12 protein-coding genes and 1 tRNA gene are annotated in these 17,058 nt (G+C 58.9%); 10 read left to right on the top strand and 3 right to left on the bottom strand.

The window, feature by feature from the left end; all coding sequences use genetic code 11:
* The first annotated feature begins 322 nt into the window (after positions 1-322).
* The 4 genes from G449_RS0109580 to G449_RS16695 all read left to right on the top strand — a co-directional run bounded on the left by G449_RS0109580 (position 323) and on the right by G449_RS16695 (position 2,789).
* Positions 323-598: an HU family DNA-binding protein gene (locus tag G449_RS0109580; protein WP_022659096.1), complete on the top strand. Its 276-nt coding sequence runs from the start codon at positions 323-325 to the stop codon at positions 596-598.
* A gap of 131 nt (positions 599-729) precedes the next feature.
* A tRNA-Ser gene (locus G449_RS0109575) sits at positions 730-819 on the top strand.
* Between the two features lie 138 nt (positions 820-957).
* Positions 958-1,350 carry a type VII toxin-antitoxin system MntA family adenylyltransferase antitoxin gene (gene mntA, locus G449_RS0109570; protein ID WP_051135422.1) on the top strand — a complete coding sequence of 131 codons (393 nt, stop codon included), beginning with the start codon at positions 958-960 and terminating at the stop codon, positions 1,348-1,350.
* Between the two features lie 134 nt (positions 1,351-1,484).
* Entirely contained in the window at positions 1,485-2,789 is a 1,305-nt protein-coding gene (locus G449_RS16695; RefSeq protein ID WP_022659094.1) for an AAA family ATPase, read from the top strand.
* A gap of 52 nt (positions 2,790-2,841) precedes the next feature.
* Here G449_RS16695 and G449_RS0109560 read toward each other — a convergent pair whose 3' ends face one another.
* Both G449_RS0109560 and G449_RS0109555 read right to left on the bottom strand, forming a co-directional pair.
* Positions 2,842-4,326 carry an L-serine ammonia-lyase gene (locus G449_RS0109560; RefSeq protein WP_245559851.1) on the bottom strand — a complete coding sequence of 495 codons (1,485 nt, stop codon included), beginning with the start codon at positions 4,324-4,326 and terminating at the stop codon, positions 2,842-2,844.
* A gap of 38 nt (positions 4,327-4,364) precedes the next feature.
* Entirely contained in the window at positions 4,365-6,092 is a 1,728-nt protein-coding gene (locus G449_RS0109555) for a dipeptidase (RefSeq protein WP_034605514.1), read from the bottom strand.
* A gap of 367 nt (positions 6,093-6,459) precedes the next feature.
* Between G449_RS0109555 and G449_RS0109550 the strand changes: the two genes are divergently transcribed.
* Positions 6,460-9,276, top strand: a complete 2,817-nt coding sequence (locus G449_RS0109550; protein WP_022659091.1) for an FAD-binding and (Fe-S)-binding domain-containing protein — start codon at positions 6,460-6,462, stop codon at positions 9,274-9,276.
* Between the two features lie 84 nt (positions 9,277-9,360).
* Here G449_RS0109550 and mutL read toward each other — a convergent pair whose 3' ends face one another.
* Complete coding sequence (gene mutL / locus G449_RS0109545; protein ID WP_027180876.1) at positions 9,361-11,379, bottom strand: DNA mismatch repair endonuclease MutL; 2,019 nt, start codon at positions 11,377-11,379, stop codon at positions 9,361-9,363.
* A gap of 192 nt (positions 11,380-11,571) precedes the next feature.
* Here mutL and G449_RS0109540 point away from each other — a divergent pair, with 192 nt between their 5' ends.
* From G449_RS0109540 to G449_RS0109520, 5 genes are all read left to right on the top strand, one after another.
* A complete protein-coding gene (locus G449_RS0109540; protein WP_051135428.1) occupies positions 11,572-11,877 on the top strand; it encodes a hypothetical protein in 306 nt (101 codons plus the stop codon).
* A gap of 363 nt (positions 11,878-12,240) precedes the next feature.
* The gene (locus G449_RS16690) at positions 12,241-13,014 is read left to right on the top strand and encodes a DeoR/GlpR family DNA-binding transcription regulator (protein ID WP_022659088.1); all 774 of its coding nucleotides are present in this window, start codon (positions 12,241-12,243) and stop codon (positions 13,012-13,014) included.
* A 22-nt stretch (positions 13,015-13,036) separates the two neighbouring features.
* Entirely contained in the window at positions 13,037-14,368 is a 1,332-nt protein-coding gene (locus G449_RS0109530) for a four-carbon acid sugar kinase family protein (protein ID WP_022659087.1), read from the top strand.
* Positions 14,369-14,417: 49 nt separating this feature from the next.
* A complete protein-coding gene (gene pdxA, locus G449_RS0109525; RefSeq protein ID WP_022659086.1) occupies positions 14,418-15,413 on the top strand; it encodes a 4-hydroxythreonine-4-phosphate dehydrogenase PdxA in 996 nt (331 codons plus the stop codon).
* 108 nt (positions 15,414-15,521) lie between these two features.
* The gene (locus tag G449_RS0109520) at positions 15,522-16,904 is read left to right on the top strand and encodes a GntP family permease (RefSeq protein ID WP_022659085.1); all 1,383 of its coding nucleotides are present in this window, start codon (positions 15,522-15,524) and stop codon (positions 16,902-16,904) included.
* Positions 16,905-17,058 lie beyond the last annotated feature (154 nt).

Raw genomic sequence — 17,058 nt, 5'->3', positions numbered from 1 at the left:
ACAGATAAAAAACTTCCAGTAAGGGGCAGACTCTTGTATTGGGCCTGTTTGCCCAAACGGTATTTCGTGAAAAGCTAGAGCAGACGCGGGATTCTGCGCTTTTTCGTTGACAGGAAACCGCCCCTAACGTAAGGAAACAAAAGTTCTGACCGCTGTAGAAGCGGTTTTGCTTACGATTCCCCCATGACGTGAAAAAGCCTTGGCGGCTTTTTTGCGGCTGTTTCATTTGAGTGCGGCGAATCGGGCCCCGGCACCAGACTTCTGGCATGTCTACCCGATCCGGCTTGCAGGGAATAACCGAAATCCTTTATGGAGTAGCATCATGACCAAAGCTGAGCTCGTAGAAAAGATCCATGCCAAAGCCGGCCTGCCCACCAAGGCCAAAGCCGAAGAAGCTCTTGACGCCGTGGTGGCCTCGCTGCGCGAAGCCCTGGCCTCTGGCGAATCCGTGACCTTCACCGGTTTCGGCAGCTTCAAGGTAGTTGAGCGCGCCGCCCGCAAGGGTCGCAACCCCCGCACCGGCAAGGAAATCACCATTCCTGCCAGCAAGGTTGCCAAGTTCACGCCCGGCAAGGGCCTGAAAGACGCCATTAAGTAAGTGGCGTAGCGACACATTTTTTCGGCGGCGCTATTGCCTTCACACAGGGTAATCGCGCCGTCGATATTTTCTCCCGCCATGTACGCAGCTTTTTGGCCGCCACTGCATAAAGCCGGAGAAAACACCTCTGCGGAGGGGTGGCAGAGCGGTTGATCGCGGCGGTCTTGAAAACCGTTGAAGGTGTAAGCCTTCCGGGGGTTCAAATCCCTCCCCCTCCGCCAGTTTGCTTGTACGTGATTAGAAAAGAGCTGAAACCTTTACGGGTTTCAGCTCTTTTGTTTTGGCAGGGCGCACGCACGCTGGTCATCCCGCATATTGATTGTTATGTTGCATCAACCACCGCAATACTGGAACGCAGCATGACAACCGCCCTCACCCAACAAATAGCAGAAGCGCTTGCGCCCCATCCTGAAATCCAGCTGGCGTTCGTGTTTGGCTCCGCAGCCCGTGACGCGCTGCGGCCCGACAGCGATGTGGACGTGGCCGTACTTGCGGCATCCCACCTCTCGCCCGAGGTGCGGCTTGAACTCATGGCAGAACTCAGCCTTGCTGTGAAGCGCGAGGTTGACCTTGTTGATCTTTCTACGGCCTGGGGGCTGATTTTACGTCAGGTGCTGACCACAGGCACACTGGCCCTCAAACGTTCAGACACCGCCCATGCCATGCTGCTCAAGCGCATGCTTTTTGATCAGGCGGACATGGAACCGCTGCGCCAAAGAATCATTGAAAAAAGTCTGGAACGGGGGTTCTGATGGATACGGATGTCATCAAGACAAAGCTTGTTTCACTCCAGCGCTGTATGGAGCGCATACGCTAAATTTCTGCCATTTGTGTTTATACGAAGCCCCAAAGTTTGCAGTTTTATCATGCCGTAAAGGAGATGCGGATGCACGAAACGTTACAAGCCATCCAAGAGTCCCTAAAGGGACTTATTACTCAACTTCAAGCTACAATTCCAAATGACACGCCTTTTTCTACTGCCCAAAGTAATTGGAGTTTTCCCGGCCTTTCAAAAAGCGAATTAATCTCATATGTCAAAGAAATATATAACTTAATTGACATCCAAGGAGTTGATGACCTTGGCGAACATAATAAACTGCTTGAAACATACCTCCCTAGACTTCAATACCTACAAGCACATACCGTCCCCAACATTTGGGGGTCTGCATCTTCAGCCGTACCGGCGTTTATTCACACACTTGACGGATTGAAGCGGGCATTGTCACCAATTTTGACGCCAAACGCGCCAGCTGAAATACAAAAAAAAATTAAAGAACAGCGCAACAGACTTAGAGCTATTGAAGCGCAAATTGATAACTTGACGCCCCGAGCGGCGTTATTAGAAACAATGATTCAAGAGATTGAGCACGCTCATTCTGCTGCAGATCAACTTCCTACCGACCTAGCTTCATTGGCAGAGGCAAGGCAACAACTAGCTACCCTTGTTAACGGTGCTAACAAGGATTGCAGTACTCTTGAGGAGATTAAAGAGCGTTCTCATAAGTACGATCAAGCACTGGCTATTAGTGTTGAACAATCAAAGTCTGTCCTTGCCCGTTGTGAAACAGCCTATGCAGCTGCAACAAGTGTTGGACTAGCCGCAGCCTTTGCGAAGCGCTCCAAAGAGCTATCTTCTTCTATGTGGGTGTGGGTTGTAGGGCTTATTCTCTCGCTTGCTGCTGGCGGATATTTTGGATCAGGCAGACTCCACGAGCTTTCCAACATAGTCTTAAAACCCGAAGTTTCCTCGCCAGCGATAACGTTGAATATTCTTCTCGCCCTCCTCTCTGTAGGAGCCCCAGTTTGGTTTGCATGGTTATCAACAAAACAAATTGGCCAACGATTTAGACTTGCCGAAGATTATGCTTTTAAAGCATCAATTTCTTCTGCCTATGAAGGATTTAGAAGAGAAGCCGCCCAATTTGACAAAGATATGGAAACACGTCTCCTTTCATCTGCACTGACTCGCTTTGACGAGCTGCCCTTACGGCTAGTCGAAACAACTACCCCAGGAAGTCCTTGGCACGAGCTGCTTACATCTGATCTAATTAAAGACGCCTTAAAGATTGCCCCCAATTTTTCAGAGCAAGTAAAAAACCTTGCAGCAAAAGCACTAGCGGGAGCAGGAAAAAAGCGCTCTGTCCCCTCATCCCCCCCCGAACAAGAACTTGGCGCGGACAAACCAGCTTGATGTCAAATTAGCCCCGCAAAGTAGTTTGCTTTGCGGGGCTAATCATTTTGCCTTAACACCCCTGTGTATAGAACAAAGCCAGCCCGCCACGCGCGGTTTCGCGGTAGTCATCCTTCATGTCGCGGCCTGTCTGGTTCATGGTGCGGATGCAGAGATCAAGCCCCACAGGGTGCTTGGTGCCCTGCCCGGTGCGGGCCATCATCCAGGCGTTCCACGACTTCACGGAACTCATGGCGTTGCGCGAAATACAGGGAATCTGCACATAGCCGCCCACAGGGTCGCAGGTCATGCCCAGGTGGTGCTCCAGCGCAAATTCCGCCGCATTTTCGACCACATCGGGCGTTTCGCCCATGACCTGCGACAGCATGGCAGCCGCCATACTTGAGGCCGAGCCGATCTCGCCCTGACAGCCCACATCCGCGCCCGCCACACTGGCGTGCCGCTTGACAAGCGTACCCACCATAGAAGCCACCAGCAGACCGTCCACAAGGTCGGCCTCTGTTTTGCCGCGCTCCTTGATGAGCATGTGCACCACCGCAGGCATAACACCTGCGGAACCCGCCGTGGGCGCGGTTACAATGGGGTGGCCCATGGCGTTTTCTTCCGACCCGGCCTGCCCGTAGGCCGACAGCCGCGCCGCAAAGGCGTCCGCTGGTTCCGGCGAGCTGGCGGCCTGCTCCAGCATGAGCTTGGCCCGGCGCTCCAGACCAAATGGCCCTTTGAGCTTGCCTTCCAGCCCGAGGCCTGTGGCGGCGCAACTGTCCATCACGTGGATGATGCGCTGCGCGCCCTGCCGGATGTCCTGTTCCGACTGCCCGGTGATGGACATTTCGTTTTCCAGCATAATGAGCGGGATGCTCTTGCCCGTGGTCTTCACGATTTCAAGCAGGCCGTTCATGGAATCAAAGGCATGCACGGGCTTGCCTTTGTCCGGTGCCTTCCAGCCCTTCCACTGCAAAAATCCGCCGCCCACGGAATAGTATTCGCGCGAGGCAAGCTGTTTGCCCTTGCCCAGCAGCTCGATGATCAGCACGTTGCTGAACGGGGCCTCGATGGTGCCCTGCTCAAAGATCACGTCCGAATCCTTGAGCGGAATCCGGGCCGGGCCAAGCACTACCGTGCGAGTGTCGTCCGGCTTTACAAAAAGGTTGTCCAGAAATTCGGCCTTGCATTCATCGGGCTTTTGCCCAAGCAGGCCCGCCGCCACGGCGCGGTCAGTGCCGTGCCCCTTGCCCGTGGCCGAGAGGCTGCCGTACAGGTGCACCTTGACGGCATCCGCCTGGGCAAGCTGCTCCTGCGGCAACTGGGCGCACAGATGGATAAAATCATTGCCCGCCGACATGGGCGCAATGGTATGTGAACTGGAAGGGCCAGGGCCGATCTTGAACATCTCGAACACTGTCACGTCAATGGGATTGGCGCACACGGAGCCAGGCTTCCACAGGGGGTCAAAGCCTGCCCATGTGAGCGAGGACAGGCACAGGCCCGCGCCAGTCACAGCCATTGATTGCAGGAAACGCCGACGATTACAGTACATACATGCATCCTCCTGAGTTATCTGGCAGATTGCGAAGCCTACTGCCGGGGCTTTTTATACGAGACCGGGCCGGTGGAATAGTTGGTGCGGGGCAGCCATGCATCGGGATAGCCGATGTTCTGGGCCATTTTGTCCGGGCTGTTGAGAAAACCCTGACAGTGCCGCGCCACCAGTTGGGGGAAAAATTCTCGCCAGTCGCGCAACGCGCCCTCTGCCTGTGCCCGCAGGGCCTTGGCAAAGGCAGCCTGCGCCTGCGCCGGGGATGATGCCGCCTTGGGGGCCAGTTCCTTTTGCAGCCCTGCTACGCGGGCGGCAAAGGCGGCTTCCATGCTGGCGGCTTTGGTCTGAATCTCCTGAGAGATCAGGTCGTAACGGATGTTGGCGTAATCGCTCACCAGAGAATAGGCCCACCATGCGGAATCATTGGCAAAGCGGCGGGTGTCGCCCTGTTCGTAGCCTGCGGGCATGGGGCCGACCGCCAGCGGCACAAAGACAGATTCCGCCGCCGGAGCGAGCGCAACCCAGCACACCAGCGCGAGCGGTTCCGGCACATCGGGCCGATACTGCGCAATGGTCGTGTAGCCCACATAATACATGCCCATGGGCCGTTCCCACGCGCCTTCAAGCTTGGTGGTCGGGCTCACGTCGCCGCTGGGATCCTTGGGGCCGATAATGCGGTTGGGATTGCCAAACGGCCCCGCCGCAGTGCCTTTAGTGAGGTCGAATTCCGTTCCCTCGTAGTGGTCGCGATGCATGCGCTTGATGTCGTCCAGGCTCAGCAGCTTGTCCGGCTTGACGGAAAAAGGATAGGCGCGTGTTGCGCCGTTTTCCACCCAGGCGGGTAGTTTCAGCGAAGGAGCCGCCAGAGAGAGCGCCCGCCACACGCGGCGCAGCGAATAATACGGGTGGTTATATTCGCCATCGCTCACAGTGGTCAGCCAGTCCAGAGGCTTGGAGGCGTCCTTGGGGCTGCGCATGTTGTACTTGTCCACCGTGGCAAACAGGCTTTTGCCGTACATCTGGTCGGGGTTGCCGGGCGTGATGTCGCGGATGCGAAATTCGTTGGCCGCCACAAAAAACTGGCCGTCCGGCACGCGCTGGGCCACCCACAGGCCGCCGGTTCCCGCAGGGGAGGGGGCCATTTCCATAACCCATGCTTCGTTTTTGTCGGCAACGGGCAGGGTTTCGCCCGTTCCGTAGTAGCCATACTGCTCAATGAGCGTGCCCATCAGCTCAATGGCCTCGCGGGCTGTTTTGCAGCGCTCCAGCGCCACGCGCGCCAGTTCGGACGAATAGAAAATGCGCTTGCCCGGCTCTGCCGTGCAGGTATTGTGCGCCCCGTCGGTGCATTCGCCAAACATGAGGCCATGCTCGTTCATGATGCCGTAGTTGCCGTCAATATAGGCAAAGGTGTGCCGCACCTGAGGGATAAAACCGATGGCAATCGTGCGCGGCGTATCCGGGTGGTTATAGCCCGGCGCGCGCTTGGGGTCGGAAAGGCGGGGGACAAGAAAAGTGTTGGTGGCGGGATTTTCCTTCACCGCCACGGCGGAATCATACACGGGGCGCTGCGCGCCTTCCGGCCAGTCGCGGGCCGGAACATACACAATGGATTGGTCGTTGAGATCGTTGTCGTCAGAATGGCTTACCATCACGGAGCCATCAGCGCTGGCCCCCTTGGTAACAATAAAGGTAGTGCAGGCAAGAACAGCCTGCGGCAGCAGCAGGGCCAGGGAAACACAGCATAAGACGATCAGCCGCTTCATGGAACCTCCATAAAAAATCAGACCGTAACATCCCGCATGTTCAAACCGATACGCAAAAACGCCAGCGACCCCAACGGCAGACGCTGGAATGCTGTAAATCAAATCAGCAAACTGTTTTTCTTTTTTGTAACGCAGGGGCGACAGAGGCACAAGGATTGCGCAGGCCGAAGTGCTTTTTGCCAGCAAAACAGTAGCCATCCGCCCCGATAATTGTTATTGTTAATCCATTGTCATCTCCAGATCAGCATACCCGGCATTTGCAGAAATGCCAGGGTTCCCATCCAGGTTTCAACGGCAGCAATTCCCCGCCCAGCGCTGTTTCAGGCGCCCAACCAATGACGGCATGAACCGCCACGGAGGTTTGTCCATGCTTGCTTCTCCCTACAAAGAATTCAAACAAGCCCTTCTGGACTTTATTCCCAAAGACCGCATCCATACTGATCCCCTGCGCATGCTGGCCTACGGCACAGACGCCAGCGTGTACCGCCTGATCCCCAAGATCGTGGTTGACGTGCTGGACGAGGCCGAAGTGGTGCAACTGGTGGGCCTGGCCGACCGCATGCGCGTGCCTGTGACCTTTCGCGCCGCAGGCACCAGCCTGTCCGGTCAGGCGGTGTCCGATTCCGTCCTTGTGCGCATAGGCAAGGGCTGGCGTAACTGGCGCGTGGGCGAAAACGCCGAGCGCATCACCCTGCAACCCGGCATCATCGGCTCCGGGGCCAACAAGATTCTGGCGGAATTTGGCAAAAAAATCGGGCCTGACCCGGCCTCCATCGACAGCTGCTTTATCGGCGGCATTTTTGCCAACAATGCCAGCGGCATGTGCTGCGGCACGTCTGACAATTCCTATAAAACCGTTGTTTCCTCACGCATGGTGCTGGCAGACGGCACCCTGCTGGACACGGCGGACGCCAAAAGCCGCGCCGCCTTTGCCAGAACCCACGCCCATATTCTCAACGGCCTTGCCGATCTGCGCAAACAGATCATGGACAATCCCGAGCTTGCCGACCGCATCCGCCGCAAGTTCAAGATCAAGAACACCACAGGCTACAGCCTCAACGCTCTGGTGGATTACGAAGATCCCTTTGAAATTTTGCAGCATGTCATGGTCGGCTCCGAAGGCACGTTGGGCTTTATCGCCGAAGTGACTTACCGCACGGTGGAGGAGGCCCCCTTCAAGGCCTCTGCCCTGCTGCTCCTGCCCACGGTCAAGGCCGCCTGTGATCTGGCTTCTGCCGTGGCAACTCTGCCCGTTGCTGCTGCGGAACTTATGGACAGGGCATCCCTGCGCTCGGTGGAAGGCACCCCCGGCCTGCCCGAAGGGCTGGAAACCCTGGACGACGACGTCTGTTCCCTGCTTGTGGAAACCCGTGCCGCCACCCACGAACAGCTTGAAAAGAACATTGCCACCATCAATGCGGCTTTCAGCAACGTGACCTTTGTGCGGCCCTACGCCTTTACCGACAAACCCGAAGAATTCACCAAGCTGTGGCTCATCCGCAAGGGCATTCTGGCCTCGGTGGGCGGCATGCGGCCCGTGGGCACCTCCATTGTCATTGAAGACGTGGCCTTCACCCTCGACAGGCTGGGCGAGGCCGCCACAGACCTGCAGGAACTTTTTGCCCGCCACGGCTACACGGTGGCTCCGCTCTTCGGTCACGCGCGCGACGGCAACCTGCACTTTGTTTTCTGGCAGGACTTTGGCGCTCCGGCAGAAGTGGCCCGCTACAAGGGGTTCATGGAAGACTTCTGCAAGCTGGTTACGGAAAAATACGATGGTTCGCTCAAGGCGGAACACGGCACTGGCCGCAACATCGCGCCCTTTGTGGAGCTGGAGTGGGGCAGTCAGGCCTACGCCATCATGAAGAGCATCAAGAGCCTGCTCGACCCCAAGAACATCCTCAACCCCGGCGTGCTGCTCAACAGCGATTCGCAGGGGCATCTCAAAAATCTCAAGCCCCTGCACCCCGCCGACGAACTGGTGGACAAATGCATGGAGTGCGGCTTCTGCGAGTCTGTCTGTCCCTCGCGCGATCTTACGCTCACGCCGCGCCAGCGCATCACCGTATACCGCGAAATCTGCCGCCTGCGCGAGGTTGCCCCTGAAAGCAGCGAGCTGAAAACGCTGCAAAAGGGCTACGAATACATGGGCAAGGCCACCTGCGCCACAGACAGCCTGTGCCGCCCGCGCTGCCCCGCAGGCGTGGATACGGGCGTTTTCATCAAGAGCCTGCGCAAAAAGGACGCCGGTTCCATGGGCAAGAGCATTGCCGGAACCATTGCCGACCACTTTGCGGGAACCTGCAAGGCCATGTCCATTGCGCTCAACAGCGTGGACGCCCTGCACCGCGCCCTTGGCACCACCATCATGCGCGATGGCTCGCGCCTCCTGCGCTGCCTGACCTTCAACAAGGTGCCACTGTGGAACAAAAACATGCCCAAGGGCGGGGGCTCGGTCTATCTGCCCACCCCGTACTCGGGCAACGCCAAGAAGGTCGTCTACTTCCCCAGTTGCATCGCCCGCAACATGGGCCCCGGCGAGGAGCACAGCGACCGCCGTACAGAGCCGGAAGCCGTCATCAGCGTGCTGCTCAAGGGCGGGTATGACGTCATTCTGCCCAATAATCTGGACAAGCTGTGCTGCGGCATGGCCTTTGCCAGCAAGGGCCTCGCTGACGCCGCCCACAAGAAAGAGCAGGAGCTGGAAAAGGCCCTGAGGCAGGCCAGCAACAATGGCGAATACCCTGTGCTGTGCGAAACCAGCCCCTGCCTGCTGCACATGAAGCAGACCCTCGACCCCGGCATCAAGCTCATGGAGCCTGTGCAGTTTATCCTTGAGAATCTCATGGATACGCTCAAGCTCAAAAAGCTGCCCAAAACCGTGGCCCTGCACGCCACCTGCTCCATGCGCAAGATGGGCCTTGAGGGCAAGCTGGAAGAACTGGCCCGCAAGTGCGCCGAAACCGTGGTGGTGCCGGACGGCATCAACTGCTGCGGCTGGGCGGGCGACAGGGGCTTTACCCATCCCGAACTCAACGAGGCCGCGCTCAAGGGCCTGCGCATGCAGGTAAGCACCTGCGAGGTGGGCTATTCATCCAGCCGCACCTGCCAGATCGGCCTCTCGCTGCACGGCGGCATCCCCTACTATTCCATCGTCTATCTGGTTGACGAAGCCAGCGAATAAACAGCAAAGCGGGCGGTTCTCATGGGAGAGCCGCCCGCTGTTTTATGCGCAAGAAATGAGATGTCGTGCCTGACGGCTTTTTTGTTACGACTGCCGCCGCTTGAACATCTTTTCCAGTTCGGCTGCGTCCCAGCGCAAGACGCAGGGGCGGCCATGCGGGCAATATTCGCGGTCGGGCGTTTCCAGCCACTGCTGCAACAGCCCGGCGGCCTCGTCGTCCGCAAGGCGCTGCCCGGCCTTGATGGCCCCCTTGCACGACATGGATATGAACATGTCGGCCAGATCATCCTTACGTCCGGCAAGGGCCTCACGCAAAAAATCCCTGGCTTCGGCGCGGGAAAGCACCGGGGGCATGGCATTCACGCGCAGGTTGCCGCCGCAGACCTCAAGCGCAAAGCCCAGAGATTCCAGCCGGGGCCGCAATTCAAAAAAACGTTCCGTTTCAGCCGGATGCAGGGGCAGATCAAGCGGCAGGGCCAGCAACTGCCCAGACCCGGCAAATCCCCCGCGCCGCAGGCGGGCATACAGCACTCGCTCGTGCGCCGCATGCTGGTCGAGCAGCAGCAGTGCGCCGGATGCGTCCCGCAGCACCAGATAGGTCAGCGTCACCTGCCCAAGGTAGGCAAACTGCCCAACGCTCAAGGGCTGGCGTTCCTGCGCGGGCGGGAAAATGTCTCCACTGTGCTCGTTCGCCGTATCCGCAGCCTGATACGGGACAGAATCAGGAGTTTGGTGCGCATAGGCAGAGGCGGCTTCCGCAAGGCCTGATACATCTTCCGGCGCAGTAACAAACAGGGCGCTTTCTTTCTGCGCGGGCGCTGGCTCATGGGCAGATGCCGCATCACTCTGAACAGAATCGCCCCACCAGCTTGCCGCACTGTCCGGGCCTGCGTCTGGTTCGGGCAACCGGGCCTGCCACGAGGATTCCTCGTCCGGCCTGTCGTCCCGCTCCTGCGGCTTAATAAGAGGCGGGTTGTCCAGCCTGCCCCAAAAACCCTGCGGACGCGGGGCTGATTGTTGGGCTGAGGGAGCCACGTTGCTTTCCGCAGTGTCGCCTTCTGACGCGTTCGGCCACAGATTTTCGGCCACATCGTAGGAGGTCAGCAGTGCCCCCTGCACGGCATGCAGCACAGCGGAAAACACGGCGGACTCATCCCGAAAACGCACTTCAGACTTGGCGGGATGCACGTTCACGTCCACTTCCGCCGGGTCCATCTCCACAAACAGTGCTACCTGCGGATAATCCCGGCTGGTCATACGGCCCTTGTAGGCCTCGCGCACCGCTGCCAGCAAGCGCTTGTCCGTCACCGAACGGCCATTGACGTAAAACAGCATGCGGTCGCCGCGCGGCTGGCTCACATTGGGCAGGGCAGCCAACCCGCGCACGCGGATGCCGTGGCGGGTGCCGTCAAAGGGGCGCAGGGCCTCCACAATCAGCCGGGGCCAGAGCACGCCAAGGCGGTCGGCAAGGCTTTGCCCCGGTAAAAACCGCAGTGCCTCGCGCTCGCCGGAGCTCAGGCTCAGGCCCACGGCGGGGCGGGCCAGCGCCAGCCGGGCCAGCCAGTCCTGCGCACGTTTGAACTCTGTGGATGGGGTCTTTAAAAATTTCAAGCGTGCTGGTATGTTGGAAAAAAGATCGCGCACTTCCACCCGCGTTCCCCGGTGCAGGGCCGCCGGGGCGGAAACCGTCAGCAAGCCGTGCTCCACCTCAACCCTGTGCGCCTGTGTCTGGCCGTCCGGGTCAGTCACCGCAGAGGTTATGGAAAACCGGGAAACCGAAGCAATGCTCGGCAGGGCCTCGCCCCTGAAACCGTAAGAGCTGATGTGCTCAAGGTCAGATAGACTGGCAATCTTGCTCGTGGCGTGCCGGGTGACGGCCAGTTCCAGATCGGCTGCGGCTATGCCGCACCCGTCGTCCTGCACGCTGATAAGGCTTTGCCCGCCGTTTTCAAGGCAAACGTCGATCTGCGCGGCATCGGCGTCAAGGCTGTTTTCAACCAGCTCCTTGAGCACGCTGGCAGGACGCTCCACCACTTCACCAGCGGCGATCTGATTGCGCAACTCAGGCGGTAGCAAACGTATATGACGATGTTTTTCAGACATAGGCCCAGTGTATTCGGGCGCGCTCCACAAGGCAAGCGGCCTCGAATGCGGCGCATGCGCGGCTGCGCGTGGAGAATAAATTCCCGTGGCAGGGCTTGCCTCGGCGCACGCTGTGCTTATGTATGGAAGACGAGGCTGCGTATGCGCGCGGCCAGGCTTCTGGCAACACGCAAAGCAAGCCGGGAGGTTTCTATGTACAGCAACACACTGAAAGCCATTGCCGAACCGCTGCGCGGCACCCCCGTGCCCGCAGGTTTTGACCCTGAACTGCTCTATGTTGAGTGCGCCCGTTGCGGCTCGCCCGTCATGTGGGAGCAGGGCAAGGCCACCCATATTCTCAGCTTGGCGGGCATTGACCCCCTTGAACTTGATTCTTCCTGCATGCTGGTCACAGACGGCTGCCCCATGTGCAGCGGCAAAGACCAGTATACGGTACAGATTTTCCGGGTCAGCGGCGATGCGCAGACGCGCCGCCCCCCATTCTTCGGCAACGCATAGCCAGCGCGGGTCTACCCCGCCCGCGTAAACCCTAGCAGAAGGCTGCCGGATCATGTGCCCGGCGGCCTTTTTGCGTTCTGCCTCAGGCAATACTGCACAGCGGCGGCGGACTTGCTTTTTCCAGCCCGGAGGGATTCTCCGGGCTTTTTTTGTTGCCCCGGCGGGGAGGCGGAACACAGTGCCCTGGCTGACCTCTCACTAATTAACAAAAAACAACATTTTTCCGATAACATAGATAAAAAGCACGAGTTGAATCCACAAAATAACCCCACCCGTCTTGACGATATCCCCATTCAGGGGCATAACACAAAACAACAAATTTGAAACAAAATTAACACAGACCCGTCACACTCCGGAGCCGCCATGTTGCCAGCAGAACGCCGCAGAGAAATGGCCCGCCTCATCAAAAACCGGGGCGCGGTCAATACACGCGAACTTGCCGAAGCGCTGGGCATTTCCACCATGACTGTGCGCCGCGACCTCAAGGTGCTGGAAGAACGCAACCAGCTTGAGCTCACCTGGGGCGGGGCTGTGCCCCTGAGTTTTGAAGCCAACGACATTCCCCGCGCCCGCAAGGCCGTTTCCATGCTTGAGGCCAAACAGGTCATAGCACGCGCCGCCTGTCAGTTTATCAAGAACGAAGACTTCATTGCCCTTGATGCGGGCACCACCAGCCTTGAGCTGGCCCGCCTGCTGCCCACCCTGCCCCTCACAAGCCTCGGCGTTGTCACGCCTGACCTGGAAATAGCCCTGCTGCTTTCTGGCTGCGACCATATTTCCGTCTTTCTTTCGGGCGGGCTTATCGATCCCGTCAGCCGCGCCTGCAACGACAGCGATGCCGTGGCCTACCTGCGCGGCCTGCGCCTTACCATGGCCTTTGTGGGCACCAACGTGTGGGACGCGCACCACGGCGTCACCACCAGCACTTCCGCCAAGATGCATTACAAGCGTCAGCTCATGACCAGCGCCGACAAAACCTTTCTGCTGGCAGATGCGTCCAAGTACGCCAAGTTCAGCCCCTGGCTGGTGGCCGGTGTGGAACGCTTTGACCACATCATCACCGACAGCGGCCTGACCGCCGAAGCCCGCGCCGCCCTTGAAGCTGCGCCCGCCCATTTGATTATTGCCGACGCATAACCCTTTTCTGACAAGGTTTGTTATGGATATTGCCGTTATTGCCGATGATTTCACGGGCGCCAATGCCAACGGGGCCCTGCTCACAGCCAAGGGCTTTTCCAGCGCCACCTGCCTTGGGCCGGATCACTGGAACCCCGCAGATTTTTCTGCCTACACTGCGGTTTCCCTTAATGCGGAAAGTCGCCTGCTGCCACAGCAAAAAGCCTGGCAGGTTGTGTACGACGCCGTGAGCATGTTTTGCAGGGAACATCCAGCCCTTGTCTCAAAGCGGGTGGATTCCACATTGCGCGGCAACGTGGGGGCAGAAATGGAAGCCTCCATCAAGGCTATGGACGACACTTACGGGCACCAGCAGTCGCTGGCCGTGCTGGTGCCGTCCTACCCGTCATCGGGCCGCATATGCGTGGGCGGATACCAGATCGTTCACGGCATACCGCTGGAACGCTCGCCCATTGCCAAGGACGCGGCAACCCCTGTCAACAATACCTCTGTGCTTAAAATCGTGGCAGAGCAAAGCGCCATTGCCTGCGGATTTGTCCCGCTTGACAGGATCCTCGCCGGGCCTGCCGCCGTACGCGAAACCATTGAGGACGCACGCGCCCGTGGCTGTCGCGCCGTGGTCTGCGATGCCGTGGCGGATGAAGACATCACCACCATCGCGCAGGCCCTTGCCAGTGCGCCCTATCCCCTGATCGCCCTTGATCCCGGCCCGTTCACGGCAGAGCTTGCCGCCGTACGCGTCAAGGCCCCGCGCGCGCAGTTTGAAAACCGTATTTTTCTTGCCGTGGGCAGCACCTGCGAACTGACCCGCACCCAGATTGAAACCCTGCGTCTGGCCCATCCCTGCCATCTCATAACGATGGATGTTCGTAAAATTCTGGCTGGAGAAACAGAATGGCAAAAGGAATGCGACCGGGTGCTCAAGGCCGTATGCACCCCGCACAAGGAGGCCACGGTTCTTGGCATCTGCACGGCTGACAGCAGGGAAGACGTTTTTTCCATGGAAGAAATGTCGCGCAAGCTTGGCATTTTGCCCTGCGACATTTCGCAGCACATCAACACGGCCCTTGCCGCCGTGACGCGCGAGGCCCTGCGACAAAAACAACTGGGCATCGGCGGCCTCTACACCTCAGGCGGGGAAGTCACGGTAGCCGTGGTACGCACCCTGAAGGCGGGCGGATTTTCCGTGCGCGATCAGGTGCTGCCCCTTGCCGTGTACGGTCACATCATCGGCGGCGAACACCCCGATCTGCCCATGATCACCAAGGGTGGATTTGTGGGGGACAAAGACAGCCTGGTGGAGTGCACGGAATACCTGTTCACCAAAATTTCAAGCCGCAAGCGGCCCGCCTGACGCGCTGCGCCGCACCAAAACCAGTTCATAATCAACAAGGACGAGAGAAATGAAACCCCTGATTTGCGCTCCAATGGGCGACCCTGCAGGCGTTGGGCCGGAAATTCTGGCCGCTTCGCTGGCTGACCCCGCCGTCACCGACATGGCCAATGTGCTTGTGGTGGGCAATACCGAAATCATACGCCGCGCCGCCGCCATCATGAAGGCAGACCTCGACTTCAACGAGGTGGATGCGGATCTCAACGGCTGGCGCGAGGGCGCTGCCAATATCATCAACATGGACAACGTGGATATGGCCTCCTTTGCCTACGGCAAGGTGCAGGCCCAGTGCGGACAGGCTGCCTTTGAATACATCAAGGCCTCCATTGAGCTGACCCTGGCTGGCAAGGCCGCCGCCGTGGCAACTACGCCCATCAACAAGGAATCCCTCAAGGCAGCCCACGTGCCCTACATCGGGCACACCGAAATTTTTGGCGACCTCACCGGCACCAAGGACCCGCTGACCATGTTTCAGGTGCACAACCTGCGCGTGTTCTTCCTGACCCGTCACCTCTCTCTGATTGATGCCTGCCGCGCTGTGAAAAAAGACCGCGTGCTCGACTACATTGGCCGCTGCACCAGCGCCCTCAAGCTGCTGGGGCTGAAAAATCCGAGCATGGTGGTGGCTGGCCTCAACCCGCACTGCGGCGAGCACGGGCTTTTTGGCAATGAGGAAGACGCTGAAGTGGTTCCGGCCATTGAAGAAGCCCGCCGTCAGGGCTTCAACGTTCACGGCCCCAACCCGGCGGACTCGGTCTTCCACTTTGCCCTCAAGGGCGCGTGGGACGCCGTGCTCTCGCTCTATCACGATCAGGGCCACATAGCGACCAAGATGGTGGACTTTGAGCGCACCATCTCGCTCACGCTGGGCATGCCCATTCTGCGTACATCGGTGGATCACGGTACCGCCTTTGACATTGCCGGAACAGGCAAGGTCAGCGCTGTGAGCATGGTGGAAGCCATCCGCCTTGCTGCGGAATACGCGCCCAACTTCGTCAGACATTAAATCCGGGCACTCGGCCGCTGCTGCAAGGGGTATGGCAGTGGCCGCCGGATAAAGCCGGTGCGGCAACGAGGGTTTGCCGCGCGCGCACTTTTCAAAAGGGAGTTAGCTATGGATGTGGGCAGTTGGCAGATGATTGCCGGCCTTGTGGTTGGCATCTGCGTTCTGGTTGGTCTTATTCTTTACAGTCGTATTCACGCCTTCCCGGCGCTGATCATTGCCGCCATCGTCACGGGCCTTGTGGGCGGCATGCCCTTCAGCAAGGTTATCGCTTCTGTCACCAAGGGCTTTGGCGGCACCCTGGGCAGCATCGGCATCATCATCGGTTTTGGCATCATGATGGGCGCCATCTTTGAAAAATCCGGCGCTGCCAAGCGCATGGCCAAGGTTTTTCTGAAACTTTTTGGCAAAGGCCGCGAAGAACTGGCCCTTGCCACAACGGGCTTTATCGTGTCCATTCCCATTTTCTGCGATTCGGGTTTTGTCATTCTTTCGCCGCTGGCAAAAGCCATTTCGCGGGCCACTGGCAAAAGCCTCATCACTCTTGGCGTGGCGCTGGCGGCAGGGCTGGTCATCACCCACCACCTTATTCCGCCCACTCCCGGCCCTGTGGCCTCGGCGGAATACTTCAACGTGCCCCTTGGCGACATGATCCTGTTCGGCCTGCTGCTGGCCATCCCCCTGACCATCGCCTCCATCATCTATGCCCGTTACATCGGGAACAAGGTTTTTCGTCTGCCCGCACAGGACAGCGATGATGGCTTTGTGGATCAGCCCTATGCCATCGGCGCTGGCGGCCAGTGGATGGATGAAGATGACAGCAAGCTGCCCTCGGCCTGGAAGAGCTTTGCACCCATTCTTATTCCCGTAGTGCTCATCCTGCTTGGCACCTTCACCACCGCCCTTGTTCCCAAGGCTGAGCGCGTGGGCTTGATGTTTGACCTCATTGACGGCCTTGGTTCCCCCGTTGTGGCAGTGGGCATCGGCCTTGTTTTCGCGGCCTTCTTCCTCACCGACGGCATGAGCCGCAAGGACGTCGTCAACACGATGGACGACTCCGTCAAGCAGGCGGGCATCATTCTGCTCGTTACCGGCGGCGGCGGCGCGCTGGGCATGGTGCTGCGCGACAGCGGCGCGGGTACGCATGTGGCAAACCTCATTGCCACCATGCATCTGCCTGCGGTCATCCTGCCGCTTGCCATCGCCACCATTGTGCGCCTTATGCAGGGTTCCGGCACTGTGGCCATGGTCACATCGGCCTCCATCGTTGCGCCCATGGCCGCAACCCTTGGCCTCAACCCCACCCTTGGGGCGCTGGCCTGTTGCACTGGCGCATTTATCTTCTCCTACTTCAATGACAGCTACTACTGGGTTGTCACCCGCATGCTCGGTGTTTCGGACGTGCGCGAGCAGATCCGCATCTGGTCGGTCACGACCACCATCTGCTGGGCTGTGGGCTGCACCATCCTCATCGTGGCGGGCTTTTTCATCTAGAGCAATTTCACTCTGAGTTCGCTCTGGCAACTGTGCGAACAGGCCCCGCCACGAAGCTATTACGCACGGGAGTGAGCGCCTTAAAACTTGAGACGGCACAGCCGACCCTCTCCGACATGGTGCCGCAACAACAAATGCCGATGGCCCCCACACG

Origin of the sequence: Desulfovibrio desulfuricans DSM 642 (assembly GCF_000420465.1) — a bacterium.
Classification (GTDB): Bacteria; Desulfobacterota; Desulfovibrionia; order Desulfovibrionales; family Desulfovibrionaceae; genus Desulfovibrio; species Desulfovibrio desulfuricans.
This window is presented reverse-complemented; position numbering and strand designations above follow the sequence as displayed.

Excerpts from the sequence above, each read along its gene's own strand:
- G449_RS0109580 (WP_022659096.1), top strand. The coding sequence starts at position 323 with ATGACCAAAGCTGAGCTCGTAGAAAAGATCCATGCCAAAGCCGGCCTG.
- mntA (WP_051135422.1), top strand. The coding sequence starts at position 958 with ATGACAACCGCCCTCACCCAACAAATAGCAGAAGCGCTTGCGCCCCAT.
- G449_RS16695 (WP_022659094.1), top strand. The coding sequence starts at position 1,485 with ATGCACGAAACGTTACAAGCCATCCAAGAGTCCCTAAAGGGACTTATT.
- G449_RS0109560 (WP_245559851.1), bottom strand. The coding sequence starts at position 4,326 with ATGTACTGTAATCGTCGGCGTTTCCTGCAATCAATGGCTGTGACTGGC.
- G449_RS0109555 (WP_034605514.1), bottom strand. The coding sequence starts at position 6,092 with ATGAAGCGGCTGATCGTCTTATGCTGTGTTTCCCTGGCCCTGCTGCTG.
- G449_RS0109550 (WP_022659091.1), top strand. The coding sequence starts at position 6,460 with ATGCTTGCTTCTCCCTACAAAGAATTCAAACAAGCCCTTCTGGACTTT.
- mutL (WP_027180876.1), bottom strand. The coding sequence starts at position 11,379 with ATGTCTGAAAAACATCGTCATATACGTTTGCTACCGCCTGAGTTGCGC.
- G449_RS0109540 (WP_051135428.1), top strand. The coding sequence starts at position 11,572 with ATGTACAGCAACACACTGAAAGCCATTGCCGAACCGCTGCGCGGCACC.
- G449_RS16690 (WP_022659088.1), top strand. The coding sequence starts at position 12,241 with ATGTTGCCAGCAGAACGCCGCAGAGAAATGGCCCGCCTCATCAAAAAC.
- G449_RS0109530 (WP_022659087.1), top strand. The coding sequence starts at position 13,037 with ATGGATATTGCCGTTATTGCCGATGATTTCACGGGCGCCAATGCCAAC.
- pdxA (WP_022659086.1), top strand. The coding sequence starts at position 14,418 with ATGAAACCCCTGATTTGCGCTCCAATGGGCGACCCTGCAGGCGTTGGG.
- G449_RS0109520 (WP_022659085.1), top strand. The coding sequence starts at position 15,522 with ATGGATGTGGGCAGTTGGCAGATGATTGCCGGCCTTGTGGTTGGCATC.